Annotated in this window: 26 protein-coding genes; 15 read left to right on the top strand and 11 right to left on the bottom strand. The window is 62.2% G+C overall.

Annotated features, from left to right (window positions below; translation table 11 throughout):
* Positions 1-236: transposase (locus tag ACP15K_RS18950; protein WP_424990003.1), on the bottom strand; the 236-nt coding region annotated here is incomplete at its 3' end.
* 440 nt (positions 237-676) lie between these two features.
* On the opposite strand from ACP15K_RS18950, the gene ACP15K_RS18945 reads away from it, so the two are divergent.
* Complete coding sequence (locus ACP15K_RS18945) at positions 677-1393, top strand: CBU_0592 family membrane protein (RefSeq protein WP_193142842.1); 717 nt, start codon at positions 677-679, stop codon at positions 1391-1393.
* Positions 1394-1413: 20 nt separating this feature from the next.
* Here ACP15K_RS18945 and ACP15K_RS18940 read toward each other — a convergent pair whose 3' ends face one another.
* Both ACP15K_RS18940 and ACP15K_RS18935 read right to left on the bottom strand, forming a co-directional pair.
* Positions 1414-3213, bottom strand: coding sequence for an adenylate/guanylate cyclase domain-containing protein (locus ACP15K_RS18940; RefSeq protein ID WP_424991285.1), 1800 nt, complete (start codon positions 3211-3213; stop codon positions 1414-1416).
* Between the two features lie 306 nt (positions 3214-3519).
* On the bottom strand, positions 3520-4428 hold the full coding sequence (locus ACP15K_RS18935; RefSeq protein WP_424991284.1) for a LysR substrate-binding domain-containing protein: 909 nt from the start codon (positions 4426-4428) through the stop codon (positions 3520-3522).
* Between the two features lie 92 nt (positions 4429-4520).
* Here ACP15K_RS18935 and ACP15K_RS18930 point away from each other — a divergent pair, with 92 nt between their 5' ends.
* From ACP15K_RS18930 to ACP15K_RS18880, 11 genes are all read left to right on the top strand, one after another.
* Complete coding sequence (locus ACP15K_RS18930; RefSeq protein WP_424991283.1) at positions 4521-5645, top strand: NAD(P)/FAD-dependent oxidoreductase; 1125 nt, start codon at positions 4521-4523, stop codon at positions 5643-5645.
* Between the two features lie 19 nt (positions 5646-5664).
* Entirely contained in the window at positions 5665-5931 is a 267-nt protein-coding gene (locus tag ACP15K_RS18925; RefSeq protein ID WP_424991282.1) for a (2Fe-2S)-binding protein, read from the top strand.
* Positions 5924-7303, top strand: a complete 1380-nt coding sequence (locus ACP15K_RS18920; RefSeq protein ID WP_424991281.1) for an FAD-dependent oxidoreductase — start codon at positions 5924-5926, stop codon at positions 7301-7303. The genes ACP15K_RS18925 and ACP15K_RS18920 overlap by 8 nt, the downstream gene beginning before the upstream one ends.
* Positions 7300-8070, top strand: a complete 771-nt coding sequence (locus ACP15K_RS18915) for an ABC transporter ATP-binding protein (protein WP_193142848.1) — start codon at positions 7300-7302, stop codon at positions 8068-8070. Before ACP15K_RS18920 ends, ACP15K_RS18915 begins: the two co-directional genes overlap by 4 nt.
* 22 nt (positions 8071-8092) lie before the next feature.
* On the top strand, positions 8093-8878 hold the full coding sequence (locus ACP15K_RS18910) for an ABC transporter substrate-binding protein (RefSeq protein WP_193142849.1): 786 nt from the start codon (positions 8093-8095) through the stop codon (positions 8876-8878).
* 53 nt (positions 8879-8931) lie between these two features.
* Positions 8932-9621 carry an ABC transporter permease gene (locus ACP15K_RS18905; RefSeq protein WP_424991280.1) on the top strand — a complete coding sequence of 230 codons (690 nt, stop codon included), beginning with the start codon at positions 8932-8934 and terminating at the stop codon, positions 9619-9621.
* 3 nt (positions 9622-9624) lie between these two features.
* Entirely contained in the window at positions 9625-10383 is a 759-nt protein-coding gene (locus ACP15K_RS18900) for an ABC transporter permease (RefSeq protein WP_193142851.1), read from the top strand.
* A gap of 14 nt (positions 10384-10397) precedes the next feature.
* Positions 10398-10754 carry a RidA family protein gene (locus ACP15K_RS18895; RefSeq protein ID WP_424991286.1) on the top strand — a complete coding sequence of 119 codons (357 nt, stop codon included), beginning with the start codon at positions 10398-10400 and terminating at the stop codon, positions 10752-10754.
* A complete protein-coding gene (rocF, locus tag ACP15K_RS18890; protein ID WP_424991279.1) occupies positions 10751-11677 on the top strand; it encodes an arginase in 927 nt (308 codons plus the stop codon). The genes ACP15K_RS18895 and rocF overlap by 4 nt, the downstream gene beginning before the upstream one ends.
* A gap of 8 nt (positions 11678-11685) precedes the next feature.
* Complete coding sequence (locus ACP15K_RS18885) at positions 11686-12756, top strand: ornithine cyclodeaminase (RefSeq protein WP_424991278.1); 1071 nt, start codon at positions 11686-11688, stop codon at positions 12754-12756.
* 313 nt (positions 12757-13069) lie between these two features.
* Positions 13070-13420, top strand: a complete 351-nt coding sequence (locus ACP15K_RS18880) for a hypothetical protein (RefSeq protein ID WP_424991277.1) — start codon at positions 13070-13072, stop codon at positions 13418-13420.
* A 122-nt stretch (positions 13421-13542) separates the two neighbouring features.
* Here ACP15K_RS18880 and ACP15K_RS18875 read toward each other — a convergent pair whose 3' ends face one another.
* Positions 13543-14487: an alpha/beta fold hydrolase gene (locus ACP15K_RS18875; protein WP_424991276.1), complete on the bottom strand. Its 945-nt coding sequence runs from the start codon at positions 14485-14487 to the stop codon at positions 13543-13545.
* An 86-nt stretch (positions 14488-14573) separates the two neighbouring features.
* On the opposite strand from ACP15K_RS18875, the gene ACP15K_RS18870 reads away from it, so the two are divergent.
* On the top strand, positions 14574-15287 hold the full coding sequence (locus tag ACP15K_RS18870) for a helix-turn-helix transcriptional regulator (protein ID WP_424991275.1): 714 nt from the start codon (positions 14574-14576) through the stop codon (positions 15285-15287).
* 349 nt (positions 15288-15636) lie between these two features.
* Here the strand turns inward: ACP15K_RS18870 and ACP15K_RS18865 are convergent, their stop codons facing one another.
* The 5 genes from ACP15K_RS18865 to ACP15K_RS18845 form a co-directional block, all read right to left on the bottom strand.
* Complete coding sequence (locus ACP15K_RS18865) at positions 15637-16617, bottom strand: FAD:protein FMN transferase (RefSeq protein WP_424991274.1); 981 nt, start codon at positions 16615-16617, stop codon at positions 15637-15639.
* Positions 16598-18805 carry a PepSY domain-containing protein gene (locus ACP15K_RS18860; RefSeq protein ID WP_424991273.1) on the bottom strand — a complete coding sequence of 736 codons (2208 nt, stop codon included), beginning with the start codon at positions 18803-18805 and terminating at the stop codon, positions 16598-16600. The genes ACP15K_RS18865 and ACP15K_RS18860 overlap by 20 nt, the downstream gene beginning before the upstream one ends.
* A gap of 10 nt (positions 18806-18815) precedes the next feature.
* Entirely contained in the window at positions 18816-19286 is a 471-nt protein-coding gene (locus ACP15K_RS18855) for a DUF2271 domain-containing protein (RefSeq protein ID WP_193142860.1), read from the bottom strand.
* A gap of 38 nt (positions 19287-19324) precedes the next feature.
* Positions 19325-19702 carry a PepSY domain-containing protein gene (locus ACP15K_RS18850; protein WP_193142861.1) on the bottom strand — a complete coding sequence of 126 codons (378 nt, stop codon included), beginning with the start codon at positions 19700-19702 and terminating at the stop codon, positions 19325-19327.
* 289 nt (positions 19703-19991) lie between these two features.
* A complete protein-coding gene (locus ACP15K_RS18845; protein WP_424991272.1) occupies positions 19992-20324 on the bottom strand; it encodes a PepSY domain-containing protein in 333 nt (110 codons plus the stop codon).
* A gap of 145 nt (positions 20325-20469) precedes the next feature.
* Here ACP15K_RS18845 and ACP15K_RS18840 point away from each other — a divergent pair, with 145 nt between their 5' ends.
* Both ACP15K_RS18840 and ACP15K_RS18835 read left to right on the top strand, forming a co-directional pair.
* Positions 20470-21129 (top strand): response regulator transcription factor, encoded by a 660-nt coding sequence (locus tag ACP15K_RS18840; protein WP_424991271.1) that lies wholly within the window; start codon positions 20470-20472, stop codon positions 21127-21129.
* The gene (locus ACP15K_RS18835; RefSeq protein WP_193142864.1) at positions 21126-22493 is read left to right on the top strand and encodes a sensor histidine kinase; all 1368 of its coding nucleotides are present in this window, start codon (positions 21126-21128) and stop codon (positions 22491-22493) included. Before ACP15K_RS18840 ends, ACP15K_RS18835 begins: the two co-directional genes overlap by 4 nt.
* Before the next feature lie 303 nt (positions 22494-22796).
* On the opposite strand, the gene ACP15K_RS18830 is transcribed toward ACP15K_RS18835, so the two are convergent.
* Positions 22797-23198, bottom strand: a complete 402-nt coding sequence (locus ACP15K_RS18830) for a hypothetical protein (protein ID WP_424991270.1) — start codon at positions 23196-23198, stop codon at positions 22797-22799.
* A gap of 122 nt (positions 23199-23320) precedes the next feature.
* A protein-coding gene (locus tag ACP15K_RS18825) for an IS3 family transposase (protein WP_424991181.1) occupies positions 23321-24672 on the bottom strand; the annotation gives its coding sequence in 2 pieces (ribosomal slippage) (positions 23321-24336 and positions 24336-24672; 1353 coding nt in all).
* Between the last annotated feature and the right edge of the window lie 85 nt (positions 24673-24757).

Raw genomic sequence — 24757 nt, 5'->3', positions numbered from 1 at the left:
CCAGCCATCATCCTCGCGAAAACACCTTTGTCACTCCACCGCTTCCAGCGGTTGTACAAGGTCTTGTGCGGACCGTATGCGGCGGGCGCATCCCGCCAACGTAAGCCATTGCGGTTGATGAAGATAATTCCGCTCAACACGCGCCGATCATCGACGCGGGGCTTGCCGTGAGACTTGGGAAAGAAAGGCGCAAGCCGCGCCATCTGCGCGTCGCTAAGCCAGAAGAGATCAGACATGTCACCGCTCGTTTTTCGAACGGTGAATCACGCTGATCGCCGGAAATCAATGGGTCCTGAGCCTAGATGGAGGGCATCTGTGCAGCGGGCTTCGGTTTCGCGTTTGCTTTCAGGGGCTTCAGGGCGATGCAACAAGGGCAAGCCACAACTGCTTCTCAAGCCGACCTTCGCTGTCTGGTCTCGCCCGCTCATCTGAGATGCCACGCCGAGTGTTGCGGGCGGCCTTGCAACGGGCGAAGGACAAACGCTTGCAGATCAACTCTCGATCCCTGGTGAAGTTTCGGAGCAAATCCCGCGCGTTTTCAGTGTTTTAAAATCACACAAGCAGCCTGGGTTGTGTTACATCTGACAATCCGTGCCGGGACATTTGTTGACGGATTGGCGGCATTCGTGGTCCGATGTCGTGGCAGGCGGCGCATGCAAAACGGGTTGTTCAGGTAATGGATACTTTCTATGGGATCGAAAGGTCTACCATCCTTGATTTTGCGGGGTTAACCGGGGTGGTCTTTTACATCGGCTCCTACGCAGGTTTGCAAACTGGGCTGCTGAAAGGCAATGGCTACGCCTATACGATATTCAATCTTCTGGCTGCCGGGCTAGTCCTGTTGTCTCTGACGAACGACTTCAATCTCTCCTCCGCAATAATTCAGGCGACCTGGATCGGCATCAGCATCATTGGTTTGACACGTGTCGGCTACCTGAATGCTGTCACACGTCTGAATGCAGAAGAAGCCTATTTGATCAAGGAAAAGCTGCCGGGCATGCCCAAACCAATGGCGCGCAAGTTTTTCAATGCGGGGGTCTGGCTGGATGCGGAAATAGGCACAACCGTTGCATCGGAAGGCAGCCCCGTCGGCGCGCTTTATTTCTTGTCCGATGGAGAGACATCCGTCACCATCGGTGATGAACATATTGGCACCAGCAAACCCGCGACGTTCATTGGCGAGATGACATGCTTTGATGCAGCGCCAGCAACCGCGACCGTGACTGTCTCCAAACCGGCGCGCTTTTTCCGAATAGGCACCGAATCCCTGAACATGCTGTGTCGGAAGGACTCTGATCTAAAGATGCTGCTGGAAAACTCTCTGGCCGCAGACACCCGGCTGAAACTGGTTGAGGCAAATGCACAGATCACCGGAAAAACGCAAGCCCACTGACCAGTGGCGCAACGGTACAGCTAGCGCCGCCCAACCAGATAATATGTTGTCATTTTGCCCCGGCCCTTAATGTCGGTCAAACCTCTGTCCTTGAACTCATACCGATCCTTCAGCAGCGAATAACTGGCCTCGGTCACTTGAATACATCCCGGCTCACCAGAAGACTCCATCCGGCTGGCAATATTCACGGTGTCGCCCCAGAGGTCATAGATGAACTTGCTTTTTCCGATCACCCCGGCCACCACAACGCCACTGTTTATCCCGATACGAAGCGATAAGTCTTGGTCAACCTGTTCTGCAACCTCCCCGATAATCTCCAGCATCCCAAATGCCATTTCGGCAATCATCTGTGCATGGTTGGCGTTTTCCGAAGGCAATCCCGAAGCCACCATGTAACAATCCCCGATGGTCTTGATCTTTTCCAAACCAAGATCCTGGGCCAGATCGTCAAACCGGCTAAAAATTGTATTGAGCATCCGAACTATTTGCGCGGCATCCTTTTCAGAAGACATTTCCGTAAATCCAACCATGTCTGCAAACAGAATTGATACCTCGTCAAAACGCTCGGCTATTGTACCCGGATCGGTCTTGAGCCGGTCTGCAACGGATTTGGGAAGAATGTTGAGCAAGAGGTTCTCGGCGCGATCATGTTCGGCCGCCAGCCTGTTTCCGGTGATTTCCAACTGCTCCAACATCCGGTTGGTTGAATTTCCCAACACTGCCAGTTCATCTTCACCGGCAACCGCAACTCGTTTGCTAAGATCCGACGTCTTTCCAATGTCCTCCACGTCTCGTCCAAGCACAGACAGCGGGCGCAGCACGATCCGATCCAGCATGAGAGACACCGCCACGATCAGAAGTGCGCCCCCAACCAAGAGCGCATACAGCAATGCATTCAGACTGTTCTGACCTGCCTGGTATACAACGCGGGGAATTTGCGCCGTGACCAACAAGACCGGACCGCCATCGACATCGGGGAACAGAACATGGCCTACCATGTTTTCCTCGTCTATCACATCCAGTTTGGAACGCGGCTCCAGATAGGTGAAGGGTTCCGAAGAACCGGTCGAAAAAAGTGCGTCAACGACCGGAATTGCACCCTCCGGAAAGCCATCTTGCCGGCGCTTCAAAAAAGAGAGTTTTAGCTGTGTCTGCGCCTGAAGATCTTTTTGGAGATCGCGGTCCAGATACCTTCCTGCAATAAAATATCCGCGCGGTTCTCCGCTGTCATCGGTGCGCAGGATCGGCGCGGCCGACATCAACAGCACATTGCGATTGATCGACAGCAATCCGCTTACATTAAGCGCATGTCCCATACCACCCAGAACAGGGCCCTGAGGGCGCAGCAATTCAAGAAGCGCCTTCGGTATTTTTACCTCAGCCTCTCGCGACAGACTGACCCCCCGGGCAGAAAGAACATCCCCGTTATTGTCGACCAAGATCAGAAAATTCATTTCCATGCTGACGACCGTATCGACTGTCAGGTTTTCGTCGATGTATGTTTGGTTGCCGTCGTGAGCAAAACGGTATGTCGCATCCCACGATCCCCAATCCGAAGAAATGATCACGTATTTATTCAATGCGTTTTGAAGGACAGCTGCAACGCGTGAGATATCCTTCACTGCGCTTTGGTGTTCGATGGCGCGATAGCTTTTGAGCTGTTGAATAGATACAATCTGGTGCAATACGATTGTCGAGATCGCGAGTACAAGGCTGATCGCAAGAAGTGTCTTGCGGCGAATGCTTGTTTTGAAATTCAAACTGGCGACTGCAATCATTGGATGCCCTATTGGGTTGTACGGATCGTACTGTTTGGGCATCGTCGGTCACTGGTCCATCAGAACTCGTCTGGACGTGTCGCGGATTGATCCCGCTCCTTTGATAGCACTTATTTCAGCAAAGGGGGGGGCGAACTATGGGACCGAAACGGTTCTGGCCCAGGACCCTTGCGGAACTGCGCCGCCTCAAAGGACGTTTTCAGCTATTGGGTGGTTCCAAAGCAGCCCGACCCGTCAGACTTCAATGCCCTGCGTGCCTTGTCAGTATCAACGTTCCAGACGCCCGAGATGCCGCTGTTCGCTCTGCCGGAACGAATGATCGAATGCGGACGCCGAAAATGTCTTTGATCAGTCGCCGAACAACTCTGCAAACTGCGTTTCAACCAGGTCCAGAAAGTTGGCCGCGACGCGGGAGGGTTCCCGCAACGCTGGCAACAGCAAATCATACCGGAAGGGCTGTTCGGGATGTAGCGGGCGTGAAACAATCTTGCCTGCAGACACGTAATTGGCGGCTGTCACAGGCTCTACGATCGACAGACCAGCCCCGTTGGCCACCAATTCACAGATCGACGCCGACAGTTGCGCCTCGGCAACGACATGCGGGCGCGCGCCTCCTGTCGCCAGAAACACGTCGGTTTCGGACCGTGTGGAAATTTCGGCTCCAAGGGTGATGAAAGGCTGTTCATGGAAATCGCCGGGTTCCAGACGCTGCTTGCGGCACAGGGGATGCCCGACAGGTAGAACGGCCTGCATCGGTGCCGTGCAGATCGCGCGGCGCGTGACCGCCGGATGGTCGGTGTCCAGTGCCGCGAAACCAAGGTCGAATTGCTGCGAACTGAGATGTTGCAACACGGCTTGCGAGCTTCGGGCGCGCAACGAGACGGTGATCCCGGGTTCTGTCTTGACGAAGGCCGCGATCGCATCGGGCAGGAATTTCAGCGCCAGCGCCGGCATGCCGGCGATCAGCAGACTGCCCCGGCGAAAATCGCGAATATCCTCGATGACGCGGGAAATCTCGGCCAAGCCGACGAAGGATCTTTCGACCTCCTCGTAGAGCGCCAGCGCCTCGGGTGTCGGGTACAACTGCCGCCCGCGTCGTTCGAACAGCTTGAACCCGGTGGCGTGCTCTAGATCAGAGATCAACCTGCTAACCGACGGCTGGGTCGTGTTCAGAATTTGTGCAGCCGCCGTGACCTTTCCGGTTTCGATCACGGCCCTGAAAGCTTCGAGTTGTCGGTGCGTGAGGCGGTTGAGCATGATCAATACATATCATCGACGTATGATTAAGGCACAATAGAGAATTTTGGATATGAAAATCCCCGTGCTAATGTCGATGCAGGAGGATTCACATGCCAGCGCAAGCATCAGACACCACGATCATTGGGGGCGGCGTCGTTGGCCTGTGCACGGCGCTTGGTCTTTTGCAGGCTGGTCGGCGGGTGACAGTTCTGGATGGCGCAGACGGTGATCTGCGCGCGTCGCAGGGCAATTTCGGTCTGGTCTGGCTGCAGGGAAAGGGCGCTGGTTTTGCGCCCTATGCCGAACTGACGCGCGACGCCGTTGCCGCCTGGCCGAATTTTGCAGCGATGCTCCAAGACGTGACGGGCACCGGTCTGTCGCTGGATCAGTCCGGCGGGTTCGAGTTCTTTACGGACCCTGTGGAACTTGCGGACTTCGCTGCGGATTTGGAGCGCCAGCAAGCGTATTTGGGAAACCGGTTCAGCCATGAAATCATCGACGGCGACAAGCTTCGACGCATGCACCCCCAGATCGGACCGACTGTCGTCGGGGCCACCTTCTGCGCGCATGATGGACACGTAAATCCGCTGCGACTTCTCAGGGCGCTGCGATGCGCTGTTCTGGCGCTTGGTGGCGATCTCAAGACGGACGCGCATGTGACCGCGGTTGCAGAGGCACCGGGTGGTGGCTTTGATCTGACATTCCGTGATGGCACACGCCACGGCACCGACCGCGTGGTCCTCTGCGCCGGTCTCGGCACCTCATCCTTGGCAGCGCAGCTTGGTTTTTCCACCCGTGTCTACCCGCAGCGCGGAGAGTTGCTGATAACCGAGAAGTTGGGCTATCGGCTGCCGTTCCTGTCCAGCACCATCCGTCAGGTTGACGAGGGCGGGATCCAGATCGGTGGCACCAAGGCGGACGCGGGCCCCGATGACAGTGAAACACTTGACGTGATGGCCGGGCTGGCCCGGCAGGCGGTATCGGTCATGCCCGCGCTTGCCGATGTGCGGGTCGTACGCGCCTGGAGCGCGCTGCGCGTGATGTCGCCGGACGGCTACCCCGTCTATGCGCGGTCGGCCCGACATCCCGGCGCATATCTTGTGACCTGTCACAGCGGTGTCACGTTGGCGCCGCTCCACGCCAGTATCCTGGCGGATTGGCTCGACGAAAATTCCAACGCACCTGATCTGGAGGCATTCGATGAAACCCGTTTCGCGATTTCTGACGCGGCCTGACCAGGTTGGCGTTGTGCAGATGACCCTTGATGGCGAACCTCTCACCGCGCGCCCGGGCGATACGGTTGCAGCGGCTCTGCTGGCCCATTCCGGTGCGGCCTCACGCCAAAGCGTCAACGGCTCGTCCCGCACCGCATTCTGCATGATGGGGGTCTGTTTTGACTGCCTGATTGAGGTGGACGGACAGCCAAATACGCAAGGATGCATGACCCTGGTGCGGGACGGAATGGCCCTGCGACGACAGCGCGGTTTGCGCGACATTGCCCGGAGCGATGCAGATGCGTGACGCCGATCTCATCATCATCGGCGCGGGACCGGCCGGAATGGCCGCCGCCGCAACCGCCGCAGAGGGTGGTGCGCAGGTGCTGCTTCTGGACGAACAGCCGCGGGCCGGGGGACAGATCTATCGCGACGTCGGTGTCAACGGCGACACCCGGCCGTTTCTCGGCAAGGACTATGCCGCGGGTCGTCCGCTGGTCGGGGCACTCGACGCTCCGGGGATCACGGCCGAGTTCGGCGCGACCGTCTGGCGGATCGAAACTGGCCGGCGAGTCGTCTGGTCCCGTGACGGCATAAGCCAGGTCACCACCGCCCGCCACGTGCTGCTGGCGGGTGGCGCGCAGGAACGCCCGGTTCCGTTTCCGGGCTGGACGCTGCCCGGCGTGATGCCGGCAGGGGCGGCGCAGATCCTGATGAAGAGCGCAGGGCTCTTGCCGCGCGATGCGGTTCTTGCCGGGTCCGGGCCGCTCCTCTACCTGATCGCGGCGCAGTTGATCGACGCGGGCGCGCCGCCGCGGGCGCTGGTTGAAACGCAGACAGCGGGCACGATGCTTGGCGCGTCCAGACATCTTCCCCGCGCGTTGCGGGCCGCGCCGACGCTTTTCAAGGGGCTCGCACTCATCCACAAGATCAGGGCCGCAGGGGTCGCGCGTCATACCGGCGCGTCGGGCTTCAAGGCCGTGGCGACCGAGAACGGCGACATCGAGTTCGGCTTCACCGCAAAGGGCCGCGCTCACCGTCTGGTAACGCCACTGCTTCTGACGCATCAGGGCGTTGTCCCCGCGACCCACATGAGCCGCGCCGCGGGCGTGGCGCATGATTGGTGCGAGGCCCAGCAATCCTTCCGGCCGAAGACCGACACCTGGGGCGGCACGGATGCACCCGGCCTTCACATTGCCGGCGACGGCGCGGGTATCGGCGGGGCCGAAGCCGCGCAGGCCGCCGGTCGGCTGGCCGCGCTCGATATCCTGCACAGGCTTGACCTGCTCGGCGAAGAGGCGCGCGACCAGAAGGCCGCGGCGGATCGTGCCGCGCTGGACAGGGCGTTGGCAATCCGGCCGTTTCTCGATGCCGCCTACCCGCCCCCTCGGGAGTTCCTCGCGCCCGAAGGCGACACGATTGTCTGCCGCTGCGAGGAAATCACCGCCACCGATATCCGCCGGTCGCTGGACGAAGGCGCAAACGGCCCCCGGCAGGTCAAAACCGCCACCCGTGCCGGGATGGGTCCCTGCCAGGGCCGCATGTGTGATCTGACGGTGCGCGGCATCCTTGCAGCCTGCGGCACCCCCCCCTCGACGCCACGCGCGCGCTCTCCGATCAAGCCCGTGAAGCTTGGCGAACTGGCCGCCCTCGCATCCTACCAGGAGACATCAACATGACCGGAATTTCCGCACTCAAGATCAACGATCTGCACAAGAGCTTTGGCCAGCACGAGGTGATCAAGGGCGTGTCCATGGAGGCGAACAAGGGCGACGTGATCGCGATACTCGGCGCCTCGGGTTCGGGCAAGAGCACCTTCCTGCGCTGCATCAACCTGCTGGAAACGCCGAATTCCGGTGATGTCTTTCTGGCCGGCGAGAAGATCGAGATGAAACAGAACCGCCACGGCGAAACCGTGCCCGCGAACATCCGGCAGGTTGAACGGATGCGCGCACGCCTGGCGATGGTGTTCCAGGGGTTCAATCTCTGGTCGCACATGACCGTCATGGAAAACGTGCTGGAGGGCCCGGTCCACGTCCAGAAGACGCCAAGGGCCGAAGCGCGCGAAAAGGCCGAGGCGCTTCTGGCCAAGGTCGGCCTTTCCGATCGCGCCGACTATTACCCGGCCCATCTGTCGGGCGGCCAGCAGCAGCGCGTGGCCATTGCCCGCGCGCTGGCGATGGACCCCGACGTGATGCTGTTCGACGAGCCGACCTCGGCGCTTGACCCTGAACTGGTGGGCGAGGTCCTTAGCGTCATGCGCGATCTGGCTGAAGAAGGCCGGACCATGCTGGTGGTGACGCATGAGATGAGCTTTGCCCGCGACGTGTCTTCCAAGACGGTGTTTCTGCACAAGGGCGAGGTCTGCGAGGAAGGCCCGCCCGCGAAGCTGTTTTCCAACCCCGAAACTGAACAATTCCGGGCCTTTCTGTCCCGAATGAACTGATCCAATCCCAGGAGGAACGACCATGATCAGAAGAACCTTCCTTGCCAGTGTCGCGACGCTTGTCGTCGTATCCTGTCCGGCGTTCGCGCAGGACAACCTGCGTATCGGCGTCGAGGGCGCCTACCCGCCGTTTTCCTTCAAGGAATCCGATGGCACGCTTTCCGGCTTTGACATCGAGATCGCCATTGCGCTCTGCGCCGAGATGCAGCGCGACTGCGAGTTGGTCGAACAGGAGTGGGACGGCATGATCCCGGCGCTGAAGGCACGCAAGTTCGACGCCATCGTCGCCTCGATGTCGATCACCGAAGAGCGCAAGCGCCAAATCGATTTTTCCGAAAAGTACTATCAGACACCCGCCCGCGTCGTTGCGAAGAAGGACGCCGGCCTTGAGGATACCGCCGAGGGGCTGGCCGGCAAGCGGATCGGCGTTCAGCGGGGCGCGACACACCAGTGCTATGCCGAAAAGATGTTCCCCGATGCCGAGGTCGTTCTCTACGGCACGCAGGAAGAAGTGTTCCGTGACCTGACGCTGGGCCGCATCGACGCGCAACTGTCGGATTCACTGATCGCTCAGGAAAGCTTCCTCGGCAAGGATATCGGCGCTGACTACGCCTTTGTCGGAGGGGATCACCTGGATGTCGAATGCTACGGCGAAGGTGTCGGCATTGCCGTCCGCAAAGGCGACGAAGAGCTGCGCGATGCGTTGAGCGCGGCGATCACCGCGATCCGCGAGGATGGAACCTACGCAGAGATCAACGGCAAGTATTTCCCGTTCGATATCTACGGCGGACACTCCGCCTCCAACTGATCGGAACCATCGGGGCGGCCCAACGCCGCCCCGACGCAACAAGGGAAACGCTCATGGACCTGATACTCGAATACCGGTCACAGCTTGTCGCCGGGACGATCATGACCATCCAGCTTGCGCTGGTCTCGCTGGTCATCGCACTTGTCTTCGGGCTTCTTGGGGCCTGGGCCAAGCTTTCCGCAAGCCGTCTCGCGCAGCGCGCGGCCGGCGCCTATACCACGATTGTCCGGGGGGTGCCGGACCTGGTGCTGATCCTGCTGGTCTTTTTCGGCGGGCAGGTGACGATCAATGCCATCGGCCAGGCAACAGGCCTTTGGGACTATGTCGAGATCAGCAAGTTCGTCGCTGGCGCCTCGACCATCGGCGTCATCTTCGGCGCCTATTTCACCGAAACCTTCCGCGGCGCAATCATGGCCATCCCCCGCGGCCAGATCGAGGCCGGGATCAGCTGCGGCATGCCCAGACAGCTCATCTTCCGCCACATAATCTGGCCGCAGATGGTGCGCTATGCGCTGCCGGGCTTCACCAACAATTGGCTGGTACAACTCAAGACGACCGCACTTGTCTCGGTGATCGGGCTGCAGGATCTGGTCTACAACGCTTTCACGGCGGGTCGCTCCACGGGCCAGCTCTTTACCTTCATGGCTGCGGCCTTTGTCATCTACCTTGTGCTGACCGGCATCTCTGATCTTGCCCTGCGTGCGCTTGACCGCCGTTTCAGCCGCGGCGTGGTGAGGAGCTGACCCATGGAAAACATCCTGTCCTACATACCGCTCGACATCTCGCTGATCGCCGAGAACTTCGACCGCTTCCTCTACGGGGTTTGGACGACGCTGAACCTGACGGTGCTGGCATTGGTGTTCGGTGGCCTGCTGGCGATTCCCATGGCCATCGCCCGTGCGTCGCGCCACCGGGTCCTCAGCCCGCTTGTCTGGGGGTACACTTATGTGCTGCGTGGCACACCGCTTCTGGTGCAGACCTACCTGATCTACTACGGCCTCGGGCAATTCGAGGCGGTGCGGCAAAGCTGGCTCTGGGATCCGATCCTGTCTTCGGCCTGGTGGTGTGCGCTGATTGCATTCACGCTGAACACGTCGGCCTACACCGCCGAACTGCTGCGCGGCGCCATCGTCGACACGCCCAAAGGCGAGGTCGAGGCCGCCATCGCCACGGGCCATTCCTATGGCTTGCGTATGCGCCGCATCATCCTGCCCTCGGCCTTTCGCCGCGCCATTCCCGCCTATTCCAACGAGGTCATCTTCATGCTGCACGGCTCGGTCGTGGCCAGCACGATCACCTTGCAAGATATCCTTGGCGTTGGGCGCTGGCTGAATGGCCGCTATTACCTGGCCTATGAGGGCTTCATCACCGCCGCATTCCTCTACTTCCTGATCGTCTTTGCCATCACCCGTGTCTTCCGCTGGATCGAACGGCGCTACTTGCGCCACCTGACCCGCCGCGAAACCACAACGGCCACCGAGATGACGCCGGAACCCACCCGATGACCAAGGAAAGCGCCATGATCGAGCGGACACACACAAACGCCCGGATGAGCCGGATCGTGAAACACAACGGCGTCGTCTACCTCTGCGGACAGGTCGGCAGCGGCGCGACAGTGGCCGAGCAGACCCGCGACTGCCTGTCCCGCGTGGACGCCCTGCTGGACGAGGCCGGATCGTCCAGAGAGAATATCCTGCAAGCCATCGTGTGGCTGGCCCACATGAACGATTTCGACGCGATGAACGAGGTCTGGGACGCCTGGGTGCCTGCCGGACACGCACCGGCGCGGGCCTGCGGCGAGGCGCGGCTGGCGGGTTCGGACCTGCTGGTCGAGATCATCGTCACTGCGGCAATTTCACAAGGAGACACGGCATGAGCGCGCAGAAATGCATTCTGATCGGGGCTGGTATGGATTGCGGCAAGCGCCGCCGCGGCTGCATCATGGGTCCCGACGCCTATCGCACCGCAGGGCTGGCCGAGACGCTTGGCGCGTTGGGCTGGCAGACGGAAGATCGTGGCAACCTGCCCGGCCCGACATGGGTGGCCGATGCCCCGCCGGGCGAGGTGCATGCACTTGACGAGTCGATCGCCTGGACCCAGATTTTGGCCGATGCCGCAGAGTCGGCCATGGACCAGGGATTTCCGATTTTCATGGGTGGCGATCACGCGCTGTCGCTGGGCACGGTCTCGGGCGTCGCGGCCCATGCCGCGCGAAACGACCGCCCGCTTTTCGTGCTTTGGCTGGATGCGCACCCCGATATCAACACGCCAAAGACCACCGCGTCGGGCAATCTTCACGGTACGCCGATCGCCTATGTCACCGGCCAGGACGGGTTTGACGGATTTCCCGCGCTGGCCGCACCGGTGCCGCCCGCAAACGTCTGCTTCATCGGTCTGCGCTCGGTCGATGCGCCGGAACGCGAATTCATCACACGATCCGGCATGACCGCCATCGACATGCGCCAGATCGACGAACGCGGCATCGCCGCCCCGCTGGCCGCGTTCCTCGCCAAGGTCAGGGCGGCGGGCGGCGTGCTGCATGTGTCGCTTGATGTCGACTTTCTTGAACCGGCCATCGCGCCGGCGGTCGGCACGACCGTACCCGGCGGGGCCACATTCCGTGAGGCGCATCTCGTCATGGAGATGCTGCATGATAGCGGCCTCGTGACCTCGCTCGACCTGGTCGAACTGAACCCCTTCCTCGACGACCGGGGCCGCACCGCCTCGCTCATGGTCGACCTCACCGCGTCGCTCTTCGGGCGTAGCGTGTTCGACCGCCCAACCCATAGCCATTCGTGAGAACGCCCATGTCCGCACCCTCCAACGCCCCAGCTGCCTCTGACCTTGCCTATATCCGGTTCGTCAGCGTCGAGAACATGATGAAACTCGTCCACAGCATTGGTGTCGAAACCATGCTGAAGGATCTCGCCCGTTACATCGAGGACGACTTCCGCCGCTGGGAAAAATTCGACAAGACCCCGCGCGTCGCCAGCCATTCGACCGAGGGCGTGATCGAACTGATGCCGACCTCGGATGGAGAGGACTACGGGTTCAAATACGTCAATGGCCACCCCAAGAACACGAAAGAGGGTCTACAGACCGTGACGGCCTTTGGCCTTCTGGCACGGGTCAGTACCGGCTACCCGGAACTGCTGACCGAGATGACATTGCTGACCGCGCTGCGCACGGCGGCGACCTCGGCGATGGTGGCCAGCCATCTTGCCCCGAAGGGCAGCAAGGTCATGGCGATGATCGGCAATGGCGCGCAATCAGAGTTTCAGGCAACCGCGATGCGCGCGCTCTGCGGCATCGACACGCTCAGGCTCTACGACATCGACCGGGCAGCAACCGACAAGGTGGTGCGCAATCTGACCGGGAAGGGCTTTGAGCTGGTGCCCTGCGCCACGCCCGAAGAGGCTATCCAGGGCGCGCAGATCATCACCACCTGCACCGCCGACAAGCAGTATGCCACGATCCTGACCGACAACATGGTGGGCGCAGGCCAGCACATCAACGCGATCGGCGGCGATTGCCCGGGCAAGACCGAGTTGCACAAGGATATCCTGGCCCGTTCGGACGTGTTCGTGGAATACCCACCCCAGACGCGGATCGAGGGCGAAATCCAGCAAATGCCGGAAGATTTTCCCGTTACCGAGATGTGGCAAGTCATCACCGGCGCGGTTCCCGGACGCACGACTGATCGCCAGATCACGCTGTTCGACGGCGTCGGCTTTGCGATCGAGGACTTCAGCGCGTTGCGCTATCTGCGTGACAAACTGAGGGACCATCCGTTCTACCAGGAACTCGACATCATCGCCGATCCCGACGACCCGCGCGACCTGTTCGGAATGCTGGAGCGTGCCGTGCCAAACGGGTGATCGACAACATTGCCAGCGAAGAATTGCGGACTGCATCAAAGGCGCGGCACGGGCCGTGAAGGATGATACGACGTGTGCTGTCGGCGGGACTGATGATGCGCAAGGACCGGCGGCACGACCTGATCAGAAACTTCGCGGCCTTCGACGCGGGCATCAAGAAAATCCCCCGTCAACACCGGGTCGTCGGCTGAAGCTGGCACAGAAGCAACTTGCGCAGCGCGAGGCGGCGTCGTCTGACATATTCAGGTGTCCGGCAAGAGCATCCTGACGGCACTGTTGGCCAAGTGGTTCCGCGCGCGCGTTGGATGCGCGCGTGCGGGTCATCACCGACCGCGACGCGTTCAACAGGCAGATCAAGCGCGTGATGCGATACGCCGGCGTGGTCAGCGCCGATGCGTCATCGCCTCGGCTGACCCGTCACGACAAGTTCGTGAGACGACTGGGCGTGCCGAGGCCCTGGGCAGATCTGCGCGCTGATCTGGGTGAGGCCCACCGCCACATGGAAACGGGGCGCGAACGCGGGAACGTGGTCGTTGTGTGTCGTGTAAACGCATTGAAGAGCAAGGACATGTCAATAAACCGTTTGAATGCAAAGACCTGTATCGTCACCGGCGCGGGCCGTGGCATCAGAGCAGCCATTGCACGCGCCTTCCCAAGGGCCTGACGATGCTTGCCGTGACGGCTTTCTGCGTTCGGTTGCTGCTTCAGCGTCGCGCCGGCCAAGGTGGTGCTTCGGCGGGATCGGGTGTTTCACAGCCCTGGGAGCGAAAGGGTCAATGGCCGCGCCTATGTCGCCTGCCCGGCCGCAAGCCAGCCAAGGATTGCCCGCGTGGCTTCTTCGGGCTTCTCTTGCTGGATCCAGTGGCCGCAGTCGAGGGTGCGCACCTCTACGTTCGGGACAAAATCCGAGAGGGTCTCGGAGGGCGGGATCATGTCCTGCGTCCCGTGGATCATGAGTGATGGCTGGCGGACAATGGGGTCCACATCCTCCAGAATGTGCCAATTGCGATCCATGTTCCTGTACCAGTTGATGCTTGCCGTAAATCCGGTTGCCTCGAAGGACGCGATAAAGACAGCGAGATCAGCCTCGGTCATCACGGGGTCACCCAGGTGGGCCGTGGCCATGGCCAGGTTGATCATCATCATGCCGGGCTCGACCGTTGCGGCCGGCAGGTTCTTGCGAAACAAATTGCGCAGGAACCGCCCGGTGTTCTCATCCAGAACGGCATCCGCGACACCGGGTTGGCGGTTGAAGTGGACGAAGTAGTTGTCGGGCCCGAAGACGGCTTCCATGAAGTCGATCCATGGCACGGGGGTCCGCGGCTGGTACGGCAGCGCCAGGTTGATGATCCGCGTCACGCGATCCGGATGCAGCAGCGCCATGCTCCAGACGACATTCGCCCCCCAATCGTGGCCGACGAAAGTGGCGGCGTCATACCCGAAGTGATCGAGGAGCGCGGCAAGATCGCCCGTCAGATGTGCGATATCATACGCCTCCACCCGCAGCGGACGGGACGAGGTCCCGTAGCCGCGCTGGTTCGGCACGATGACATGGTAGCCCGCCGCCGCCAGGGCCGGCATCTGGTGACGCCACGAATAGGCGTGCTCGGGCCATCCGTGGCACAGCACGATCGGGTTTCCCCGGTTTTCCCGTCCAGCCTCGAAGACCTCGAGTTGGACGTCCCCCAGGGACACAAATGTTGGGTCCGGGAAAAGCGCGTGTTTGATCATGGCCGTCTCTCCATTTTGGTTGCCTTCCCGCCCGACTAGTTCAAAACGATTTCAAAAACTGACACCTTTTGTGGTAGAGAGCGGCCATGAAGAGCCGTATTCGACAAGACGCCATTGTGCGGACCCTGCGGCGCAGCGGCACGACGACCGTCGGCGCCCTTGTCACAGAGGTCGGCGCATCGCGCAGCACGATCCTGCGTGACCTCTCCGCCCTGCGCGACGAGGGCTATGTGATCCACGCCGAACAGGGCCGTGGCGGTGGGCTGTCCCTCGATCCGGGGTCGGTTCGGACGGCGGCCCGCCTGTCGGTCGCCGAGGTGTTCGCGCTGATCATAGGCGTGTCGAGCATGCGCGCCGCCCGGACCCTTCCGTTTTCAACCCTCGCCGATGCCGGACTTTCCAAGATCGAGAAGGCCTTGCCCCCCGACAAGCTTCGCGACTTGCGCCGCCTTCTGGACTGCCTCTATATCGGGCCGCTGGCTCCTCAGGTTGATACGTCGAACCTCGGAGAGATGGAGACCGCGCTGTTGCCCAACTTCGAGCGGTCCTTTCTGGAGCGGTTGTACCTGAGGTTTCGGTATCGTGACGCCACCGGGACCGAAACCCTGCGTCAGGTCGAGCCACAAGCCATGCTGATCCTGCCGCCTCTGTGGTACCTCGTCGCCTGGGATCCGGCGCGCGACGACTTTCGGCATTTCCGGATGGACCGGATCAGCCAACCCGAAGTGGTCGAGGGAACGAATTGCCGATCCAGGCACGTCCACTTCGAAGCTGGCGTGCAGCCCATTCGATACGCCTAGCGGCTTTGAAACTGCGGCATCTCAATTCACGGCGCGCCCGCAACGCCTGCCAATACGCCGTCGAAATGCCTCGCGATCGACCGGTGAAGACCGGCCATCCTTCATCGCACATCCGCGCCTGATCCCGCATCAACACGGGGTCGCCCATCATCTCGACGGCGGCCATTGCGGATCCGGCAGGCCCATGACGGGACACGAACGAACGGATTTTCAGGCCGCGATCCGCACTGCAATTCCCAACCAAGCGACCGCGCGACATCGGCAAAAGTGGCATTCCCTGGGAAGGGCGATGTTCCGCATCTTTTGCGCCCGGTCTTGACGCAATGGACAGGGGTTACTTCCACGCGGTTCATTCCGCCTGGGCCAGGGCGAATGCGGCTGGCACTTCGGAAAAAAGTCGGCCGACTCCCACGCCCCTTGTGCTGCAGTCAGCATCGCGCAGGAGGAACAGGACGTCGAGCCCGCGTCTTCTGGCGAGTGCCGCACCGGTATCAGCGCCAAGAACCATGAGAGCCGTCGCCCAGGCGTCGGCCTCGGCACAGGAGCGGGCCACGACGGTGGCAGAGGCCGGCGACGCGAGCAGCGGCGCGCCACGTGTCGGATCCATCGTGTGGGACAGGCGTCGTCCCTGTACTTCAACCCAGTGGCGGTAGTCGCCAGAGGTCGCGACGGCAGCGTCCTGCAGGCCAAGGATCGAATGGAGCGTGCGGTGCTCGGCCTCTGGCGCTTCGACCGCGATGGTCCATGCCTTTCCGTCCGGCCGAAGGCCGTGCGCGCGCATTTCGCCGTCGATCCCGACGAGAGCATTGTCCACCCCGTGGTCGCGCAAGGTCTCGCCCAGCCGGTCGACCCCATAGCCCTTGGCAATGCCGTTGAGATCAAGTGCGACGGGTGCGGACTTGCGGACATGGGTGCCACAGATATCCAGCACTTCATGCGCCGGGCAACGAGGGGCATCCATTACAGCCCGGATACGCGCGGGCGCGGCAGCATCCGGTCCGAAACCCCAGGCGGTCACCGCATCACCCATGCCGATATCGAAGGCCCCACCCGACGCGCGCCCGATCTCGAGTCCAAGGCGAAGGACTGCGAACAGACGGTCCGGGATCGCCACCCATTCGCCCACCGGTGCCGCGTTGAGGCGCATCAGGTCGCTGTCGGGCTTCCAAGTGGACATCTGCGCGTCCACCTCATCAACCGCCGATTGCAACGCACCGTGAACTACGTTCGGATCGAAACCCGGTTCCGTGAAGAACAGTGCCGACCAGCGTGTGCCCATGGTCGGGCCATTCAGAGCGTGGCGCACCATTTCAGTAAACATCTTCGACATATCGCCCCTCGGCCTTCAGCACCGCAGGCGTAAGCCCGATCGGCGCGAGGATTTCGGCCAACGCATCGGCTGCGCCCGCCGCCATGTCGCGGCCACCACAAACCATCACGTGGGCCCCGTCGCGAATAAGTTCCGCGACCTGACTGGCCTCGCCCCGCAGCGCATCCTGCACGTAGTGGGGCCGCGCCCCGCGCGAGACGGCCGTGACCAGCCGGGCCAGACGCCGGTCGTCCTTCCACTTTAAAAATTCCGCGCCGTAGAAGAAGTCGCTATCTGGGTGACGCATGCCGAAGAACAGATGGATCGGCCGCTGGCGCGCATTGCCCCGCACAACGCCCACGAGCGGGCCGATTCCGGTTCCCGCGCCGATCAGGATCAATGGAGTGCGGCCCCGTCCGGCCCGGAAGCCGGGGTTGCGGCGGAGAAAGGCGGTTACGGTATCGCCGGGCGCCAGTTCGGTCAGCTGGGACGACGCAAGGCCGCCGGGAAGCTTCCTCACCACGATCTCGATGAACCCGTCGCGCCGGCTCGAAGCAAGCGAGTAAAGCCGCGGTACGGCGCTACCGTCCGGCAGGACGCCAACCAGGTCGCCGGCTGTGAACCGCGCGAAGCCCGTACCGGTCATCCGCTGCCAGAGCGTTACGCGCGGCAGAGCAAAGCGCAGGATCGCCGTCGGGGCCTGCACCTCGGCACCGTAGTCCCGGCGCGAGACGAGGCTCAACGTCTCGGTTTTCGGCAGGACGGGCTGATGCGCCAATTCCAGAGGGATCCCAAGCGCCGCGCCGAATGCGCGGCCCCATCGCGCGAAATCCTGCGGCGACTGGCGGTCGATCGTGTCGAGTGGCATGAGTTCGAGCCAGCCCTTGGCCTGGGCCGCCGCCGTGACAGCCTTGGCAAAGGCGCAATAGGCGGGAAAGCTGCGGTCCCCGAAGCCGAGCACGGCCAGAGGGATGTCCGGCGCGCGGTCGAGGGCTTGTAGCCGGTCGAGGAACCCCTTGGCCGAGGCTGGCGCCTTGCCGTCGCCATAGGTCGCGACCAACACGATGATCCGTTCGGCCTTTGCATAGCGTTTCGGGGCGAAGGCCGACATCGGTCCCACATGCACGCCCTGCCCGGCTTGCGATAATGCGGCGTGCAGCGTCGCGGCGAATCCCCAGGTGCTGCCGCCCTCACTGCCGACAAGCAGGATCGTCTCGGCCCGGCCCGCTGGCTGATTACCGCGGATGCGGGGCCGCCTGCGCCGTCCGCTTAGCCAGACAAGAACCCCGGTTGCCGTCATGGCGGGCACGCCAATCGCCATCAACCCAAGCACCAGTCCCAGTGTCGCCGCACCCTGCCCGGTGTGCAGCATGTAGATGGTTTCCGAGACCCGCTCCCACACGGCAAGGTCGGCCCAGGCCAGCAGCGCTCCGTCGCCCTGATCGAGATACCCGGTCCCCCGGTCTGTCTTCAGCGTAAAGGCGTCTGTCGCATCGCCGGGATAGGGAAAGCTCAACTCGCGCAGTTCGGCGACGGGCGTCTGCTGCAACGTCGTCATCTGCTCGGGGGCAAAGCCCGTTTCACCGCTCAGCTCGGCCGGGAAGGTCGGCGGTGCGCCGCCATCAGGGAGAAGATCGAATGTCGAGGCCGACATCCACAACGCTGTGGCAGATGACAGAACAAGGCCAACCACCGCGATCCGCGCAATCTCGACGTGCAGCCGACCGGCAAGCGGCCCCCGCAGAGGCGCGAACCAGTGCCGCCAGCCACCAACCCGCCGCGCGACCAGAGCCGTCCCGGAAAGCGACAGGACCAGCATCGCCAAAGCGCCCGTCGCCATGGCGATGCGCCCCCCGTCGCCGAGGAAGAGCGCGCGATGCAGGTTGGTGAGCCAGCGGAGGGTCTGGTTCGGGTCGGCAGAGGCCGCCCCCTGACCCGTCGCCGGATCGATCACGACGGCGCCGGGCCTGCCTTGGTGAAACCAGTAGGCGGTGATCCGGCCAGATGGCGACCGGCGGATCTGCTCGACACCCGGATAGTTCGCCTGAATGCGGGCCGCGAGGGTGGCGACGGTCAGACCGGCCTCCGCCTGCGGCGCGGCGATGCGTTCGGCCGCAGGGAAGACCGACAGCGCCGCACCGCTCAAGCTCAGGATGGTCACGAGAGCCACGGCGAAAAGCCCTGGCCAGCGATGGACTGCGCGGATCATGGTCGGTCCTTCACATATCGTATTGGAAACGGGCGACGTAGCGGCGACCGCGCACGGGCGTGCCCGCACCTTCCGTCGTGAGCACCACAGCCACCTCGTTCGGGCTGTCGCGCATGTCCTCGACGGCGGCGTCAATGTGGAGCGTGTAGCCTGCATCGAACAGCGCGTCGGCCAGATCGAGGGTGATCTCCAGCGTCCGTCCCGCGCCGACGCTGGCGCCGGTGATGCCGTTCACCTGGCCCGTGTCACCGCCGGTGGCGCGATACCAATCGCCCAGATGCTCGTAGTATTTCGACTTGCCGCCGGCCATCCAGAGACTGCCGACATAGGCGCCCGACGGATCGGTGACGTAGAGCGCGAGATAGGCTCTGTCGCCGCCATAATTGTTGAGGGTCGTGGAGAGCGTCACCGGTCGCGCCATCGCGAGACCGGGAAGCGTCAGCGCCGTGGAGAGCGCCAGCGGTGCGAGTAGTGATTTCATGGGATTCATCCTTGCTCGGGAAGTTGGATCGGAGCGGCTCAGTTCACCTGAACCTTCGGCGGCGCGCCGTTCCCGAAGAGGCCGTTCTGCGGCGGCTGGGCGGTGCCTGCAGGCGCGGGATTGCGGATGCCGCTCCGTTCGTCGTCGTCCTCGTATTCCATCTCGACAACTTGCAGTGTCGCGGGATCGAGTTTCACCTCGATCTCCCGGCCATCGCTGTCGCGGCCCTCGATCTCGTAGCAGCCATCGTCGATCTCGAAGTCTTGCACGGTCCAGCCGTTTTGCTGGGCAATCTGCATTGCCGCCTCGCGCGGCTGCCACGTGTCGCGGGGCGCGGTGCAATCGTCGTCGTCGGCTAACGCGGCACCAGCCGCCAGCAGTGCAACAAGTGAAACTGTGGTCAGGGTCGATTTCATGGCAGGGTCTCCTTTTGTCTGCTGAGGACAATCTGGAGACCCGACCTGAGGACTTCCTGACGGAGCAGCGATTCCCACTTCAGTTTGCCGTCAGGAAGAAAAGGCCCCGCCGGTAAGAGCGGGGCCAAATCCGGTCAAAATGACGGTCGGTGCTGGGGAGCAATCGGTCAGCCGCACTTCTGCGCACGCGACGACGAGACCGCTTTGAAACACACGTTCCAAAGGGTCCCGGACCCAGACTTTACGGGATGTCCCGATATCAATTTCAGGGGCGTCATGCGTGGCTGCATCAGTTGCTGTCGCCCGTGTCGCGATCCCGGCTGCGATCCTTGTCACGGTGATCCTCGTCGTCCTCGTCTTCGAACTCGAACCCGATCACCTGAAGCGTCGCCGGGTGGACGGTCACCTCGATCCGGCGCCCCTTGGCGTCGCGGCCGTCGATTTCGTAGCAGCCATCGTCGATCTTGATGCGGCGCACCGTCCAGCCGTTCCTTTCGGCCAGCCGTGCAACGGCATCGCGCGGTTGCCAATCGGTCATCGGCACGAAGCAGTCATCGACCGCCAGCGCGACCCCGGCCGGGAAGACCGCGAGAAAGCCGAGAATTGTCAATATCTTCCTCATGGGTCAAACTCCGCCTGGCACGCCTCTTGATGCTCTACTTACGCGGCGAAGCTGACGGCAGCCTGAAGCGGCGTGCCCGGCGGCTTCAGCATCGTGTCAGCCAGACGGATCATTGAGGATCATCGGGAACGGAACGGAACCAGACATGCGCATCCTGCTGATCGAAGACGACACGACGCTTGGCGCTGCGGTGCGCGACCAGATCGCGGCCGATGGCCAATCGGTGGACTGGGTGACGCGTCTGGACGCGGCGGGCGACGCGCTGCGCGGGGCGTCCCATGACCTGATCCTGTTGGACCTGATGTTGCCGGACGGGCACGGGATCGGGTTTCTCAAGGGCCTGCGCGCGCAGGGCGATGTGACGCCGGTCATCATCCTGACGGCGCTCGACCAGGTCTCGGACCGGATCGAGGGCCTGAATGCAGGCGCCGACGACTACCTCGTGAAGCCCTTCGACCTGTCCGAACTGTCGGCCCGGATCGGCTCGGTCGCCCGGCGATACAGCGGCAATCCCAACCCCATCGTCAGCCACGGACCGCTGGACATAGACCTTGCTGCGCGCAGCATTCATCGCAACGGCAAGCCGGTTCAACTGACGGCCCGCGAATGGGCTCTGTTCGAGGCCCTTCTCGCGCGTCCGGGACAGCTTCTGTCCAAGACGCAACTGGAAGACAAGCTTTACGCCTTCGGCGCCGAGGTCGAGAGCAACACCATCGAGGTCCATGTCAGCCGCCTGCGCAAGAAGCTTGGGCCCGCGATCATCGAGACCGAGCGCGGCATGGGCTACAGGCTGGGCAAGCCGTGAGGCTGCCACGCAGCCTTCAGGCACGGCTCGGCCTGTCTCTCGGTCTCGTGCTGTCGATCCTCTGGTTGCTGGCCGCGACGGTCACGGCGGTGATCGTCAGGGGCAAGTTGGACGAGGTTTTCGACTCCGCCCTGCGCGAGACCGCCGAGCGTATCCTGCCGCTGGCCGTGACCGACATCGTCGGCCGGGAAGATCAGGGCATGACCCAGCGGCTCGCGCCGATCCGGGCGCATGACGAATTCTTTACCTACATGGTCCGTGACGCCGAAGGGCGCATCCTGTTGCAATCCCACGCGGCTGATCCTGCGGTGTTCCCGCCTTACAGCGCGCCGGGGTTTGAACAGACCGCCACGCATCGCCTTTACAGCGACGCGGCACTTCAGGGGACAATCCGCATCACCGTGGCCGAGCCGCTTGCGCATCGCGCATCGGTTGCGCGGGAAATCCGGATGGGCCTCGTCCTGCCGCTGCTGATCGTACTACCCGTGGCACTCGCGGCGATTGTCCTCGCTGTCCGCTTCAGCCTCTCCCCCCTGCGCCGCTACCGCGCGCGCCTCGAAGCCCGCAACGCCCGTGACCTGTCCGTCGTTCCCGCCGACGACCTGCCGGCGGAAATCGGTCCGCTGGCCGCAACACTGAACAACCTTCTGGACAGGTTGCGCGCGGCGTTCGAGGCCGAGCGCAGCTTTGCGGCGAACGCGGCGCACGAAATGCGGACACCGTTGGCAGGCGCCATCGCACAGGCGCAGAGGCTTCGGTCGGAGACCCAGGACCCGGCCACCGATGCGCGTGCTGCAGAGATCGAAGCGACGCTCAAGCGGCTGACGCGGCTTTCCGAACGCCTCATGCAGCTTGCGCGGGCGGAAGGCGGACGACTGCGGACGGACCGAAGCACTGATCTCAGACCTGTCGCGCGCGTCGTTGTGGATGATCTGGCACGGACGGGCGCGATGGACCGGATCACGCTGACCTTGCCGGACAGTCCCGTCCTGTCCGACCTAGATCCGGATGCCTTTGCCATCCTCTGTCGAAACCTTGTGGAGAACGCCCTGCGCCACGGGACCCAGACCGCCCCGGTCGAGGTGACCCTGACGCTGGACGGCCAGTTGATCGTGGCGAATGATGGCCCCGTTCTGCCGCGCAAAACCCTCGACCGCCTGACGGCACGTTTCGAGCGGGCACAAGCAAGAACAGATGGCAGCGGCCTTGGCCTCGCTATCGTTGCGGCCATCGCGGACCGGATCGGAAGCCAGCTCAATCTGGAGTCACCACGTCCGGGCAGGTCTTCCGGCTTTCAGGCATCCCTCATATTGCCGGCAGATGTTCGAGACACCTCCGCACAAGCCGCGATGCGGAAAATGTGACCCGTGGTGTGGACCATCGAGAGTTTTGAACGCGCGGAGGCACCCTGCCACGCGCGGACAAATGGTGGCATCGGGCAGTACAAAGCCGACCGTCGCACAACCACTGAGCAAGTTCGTTGCGGTCACCAGCGCCACCCGGCGCTGTGCCCGCCACGTTGGGCGCAATGCCCAGACCGAGAAAGCCGGTCACACACCCTGAAAGCAACCGGTCCACGGCCAGAGGCCCTGTAGTCCGGACTTCCGTCCGCAAATGCCGCAGCATGGCCCGTGGGCGACCAGCATGGGTGCGGTCTCTGATCGGGGTCAGTTGAACGCGTATGTCAAGCCAATGAACGGGCCATGCTGCTCGAAGGCGTAGCCGAATGTTCCGTCGGAAGCGTCGTCTTCGAAATCGATGCTGTAGTAGCGATAGCCGAAAACCATCGAGGTCGAGTCCGAGAAGGACCAGTCGAACCCGAGGGTGGTGCTCCACGATAGCTCGTTTCCGCCAGCACCGAAGCCGCCGGCATCGACCATGGCAGCAAACGTCCAATCCTCGTCAATTTCCCATGTGCCTCGCGCCGCAATCACCGGTTCCCACCAATCTTCGGTGCCACCCAGCGACTCATCGCGCGCAGGTCCCGAGACATCGATATCCTGGGTGATCGAGTTGTATCGCACGCCCCCCTGCACATCGAAGGAGTAGGCCTTTCCATTCGCGTTCACGCCGCTGGCGACGCGGTAGCCGGCCAGCAGTCCAATCCAGCTTTGGGCTGTCCGTCGTCAGGGATTTTGGGACAGATGGCTGCGTGATCTAAGAGAGGGTCAGGCTCATCTGTCTGGGTTGATTATGCGGCGGATTTGCGGTGAAGCAACCGTCGCGTTTCGATGGTCTTTCGTTTGATCCTTTCTCGTTGTTGCAGGATGGTCTGGCCACGCCCGAAGTAGACGTCGGCGGGTGTGAGGTTCTGCAAGCTCTCGTGGTAGCGCCGGTGGTTATAGTGATCGACGAAGGCGTCGATCCGCTGTCGGAGGTCGCCTGGCAGGTAGTAGTTTTCCAGCAGAATGCGGTTCTTTAGCGTTTGGTGCCACCGCTCGATCTTGCCCTGGGTCTGTGGGTGATATGGCGCACCTCGAACATGGCCCATCTTCTGATCTTCCAGCCAATCGGCCAGTTCACCAGAGATGTAACTCGACCCGTTATCCGAGAGTAGGCGCGGCTTATGCAGCACTGTTGCTTGATCACACCCTGAAGCCTGCAGCGCGAGGTCGAGCGTGTCGGTCACATCCTCGGTTTTCATCGTTGTGCAGAGTTTCCATGCGATGATGTAACGGCTGTAGTCGTCGAGGATCGTCGATAGGTAGAACCAGCCCCAGCTGATGACCTTCAGATAGGTGAAGTCGGTCTGCCAGAGCTGGTTCGGCCGTGTGGTCTTGTCGTGGAACTCGTCAGCGGCGGACAGAACCACATAGGCCGGGCTGGTGATCAGGTCGTAGGACTTGAGGATGCGATAGACCGAAGCCTCTGACACAAAATACTTTTCCACGTCGGTGAAGCGCACGGCCAGCTCACGTGGCGACAGATCGCTTTCCTTCAGGGCCAAGTCCTTGACCTTCTCGCGCACCGGCTCAGGGATGCGGTTCCAGACACGTGATGGCCTGGGACTGCGATCCTCAAGCGCCTCGGGGCCGCCCGACAGATACCGATCATACCAGCGATAGAAGGTCGTTCTGGGAATGCCGAGCTTGTCCAACGTGCGCCCGGTCGGCAGGTGCGAGCCTTCGACGAGGCGGATGATCTCCAGTTTCTCGGATGCAGGGTATCTCATTCGTCGTCGCCCCCATCCGCGATCATGCTTTTTTTGAGCAGCCGCAGTTCCAGCGCCTGTTCGGCTACGACTTCCTTCAGGTCGCGGGATTCTCGACGCAGATCCTTGACTTCGTTCGATGTCGCCGCGCGGGCCGTATCGCCCGCCAGGCGCTTCTTCCCAGCCTCGAGGAATTCCTTGGACCAACTGTAGTACAGGCTCTGAGCGATGCCTTCGCGGCGGCACAGCTCAGCAATGCTGTCCTCGCCCTTCAGGCCGTCCAGCACGATCCTGATCTTCTCCTCGGCTGAATACTGTTTGCGCGTCGCGCGGCGGATGTCTTTAACGACCTTCTCGCCGTGGCTTTGCTTGGTACCGGGTTTCTGTCTCATCTCCACTCCTTGGTGGTTACGATGTGCCAGAAACCCTCTCTTATCAAATTACCCTAAACTGTCCCATTGGCGCTGACGTCAGACA

Origin of the sequence: Fluviibacterium sp. S390, assembly GCF_049800695.1 — a bacterium.
In the GTDB taxonomy this organism is placed as follows: Bacteria; Pseudomonadota; Alphaproteobacteria; order Rhodobacterales; family Rhodobacteraceae; genus Meridianimarinicoccus.
The sequence above is the reverse complement of the archived record's forward strand: the minus strand, read 5'-3'. Positions and strand labels throughout refer to the sequence as shown.

Coding starts and splice junctions, on each gene's coding strand:
- ACP15K_RS18915 (WP_193142848.1), top strand. CDS start 7,300: ATGACCGGAATTTCCGCACTCAAGATCAACGATCTGCACAAGAGCTTT.
- ACP15K_RS18840 (WP_424991271.1), top strand. CDS start 20,470: ATGCGCATCCTGCTGATCGAAGACGACACGACGCTTGGCGCTGCGGTG.
- ACP15K_RS18905 (WP_424991280.1), top strand. CDS start 8,932: ATGGACCTGATACTCGAATACCGGTCACAGCTTGTCGCCGGGACGATC.
- ACP15K_RS18845 (WP_424991272.1), bottom strand. CDS start 20,324: ATGAGGAAGATATTGACAATTCTCGGCTTTCTCGCGGTCTTCCCGGCC.
- ACP15K_RS18860 (WP_424991273.1), bottom strand. CDS start 18,805: ATGATCCGCGCAGTCCATCGCTGGCCAGGGCTTTTCGCCGTGGCTCTC.
- ACP15K_RS18920 (WP_424991281.1), top strand. CDS start 5,924: ATGCGTGACGCCGATCTCATCATCATCGGCGCGGGACCGGCCGGAATG.
- ACP15K_RS18935 (WP_424991284.1), bottom strand. CDS start 4,428: ATGCTCAACCGCCTCACGCACCGACAACTCGAAGCTTTCAGGGCCGTG.
- ACP15K_RS18925 (WP_424991282.1), top strand. CDS start 5,665: ATGACCCTTGATGGCGAACCTCTCACCGCGCGCCCGGGCGATACGGTT.
- ACP15K_RS18865 (WP_424991274.1), bottom strand. CDS start 16,617: ATGTCGAAGATGTTTACTGAAATGGTGCGCCACGCTCTGAATGGCCCG.
- ACP15K_RS18895 (WP_424991286.1), top strand. CDS start 10,398: ATGATCGAGCGGACACACACAAACGCCCGGATGAGCCGGATCGTGAAA.
- ACP15K_RS18875 (WP_424991276.1), bottom strand. CDS start 14,487: ATGATCAAACACGCGCTTTTCCCGGACCCAACATTTGTGTCCCTGGGG.
- ACP15K_RS18900 (WP_193142851.1), top strand. CDS start 9,625: ATGGAAAACATCCTGTCCTACATACCGCTCGACATCTCGCTGATCGCC.
- ACP15K_RS18910 (WP_193142849.1), top strand. CDS start 8,093: ATGATCAGAAGAACCTTCCTTGCCAGTGTCGCGACGCTTGTCGTCGTA.
- ACP15K_RS18940 (WP_424991285.1), bottom strand. CDS start 3,213: ATGCCCAAACAGTACGATCCGTACAACCCAATAGGGCATCCAATGATT.
- ACP15K_RS18870 (WP_424991275.1), top strand. CDS start 14,574: ATGAAGAGCCGTATTCGACAAGACGCCATTGTGCGGACCCTGCGGCGC.
- ACP15K_RS18885 (WP_424991278.1), top strand. CDS start 11,686: ATGTCCGCACCCTCCAACGCCCCAGCTGCCTCTGACCTTGCCTATATC.
- ACP15K_RS18850 (WP_193142861.1), bottom strand. CDS start 19,702: ATGAAATCGACCCTGACCACAGTTTCACTTGTTGCACTGCTGGCGGCT.
- ACP15K_RS18855 (WP_193142860.1), bottom strand. CDS start 19,286: ATGAAATCACTACTCGCACCGCTGGCGCTCTCCACGGCGCTGACGCTT.
- rocF (WP_424991279.1), top strand. CDS start 10,751: ATGAGCGCGCAGAAATGCATTCTGATCGGGGCTGGTATGGATTGCGGC.
- ACP15K_RS18930 (WP_424991283.1), top strand. CDS start 4,521: ATGCCAGCGCAAGCATCAGACACCACGATCATTGGGGGCGGCGTCGTT.
- ACP15K_RS18945 (WP_193142842.1), top strand. CDS start 677: ATGGATACTTTCTATGGGATCGAAAGGTCTACCATCCTTGATTTTGCG.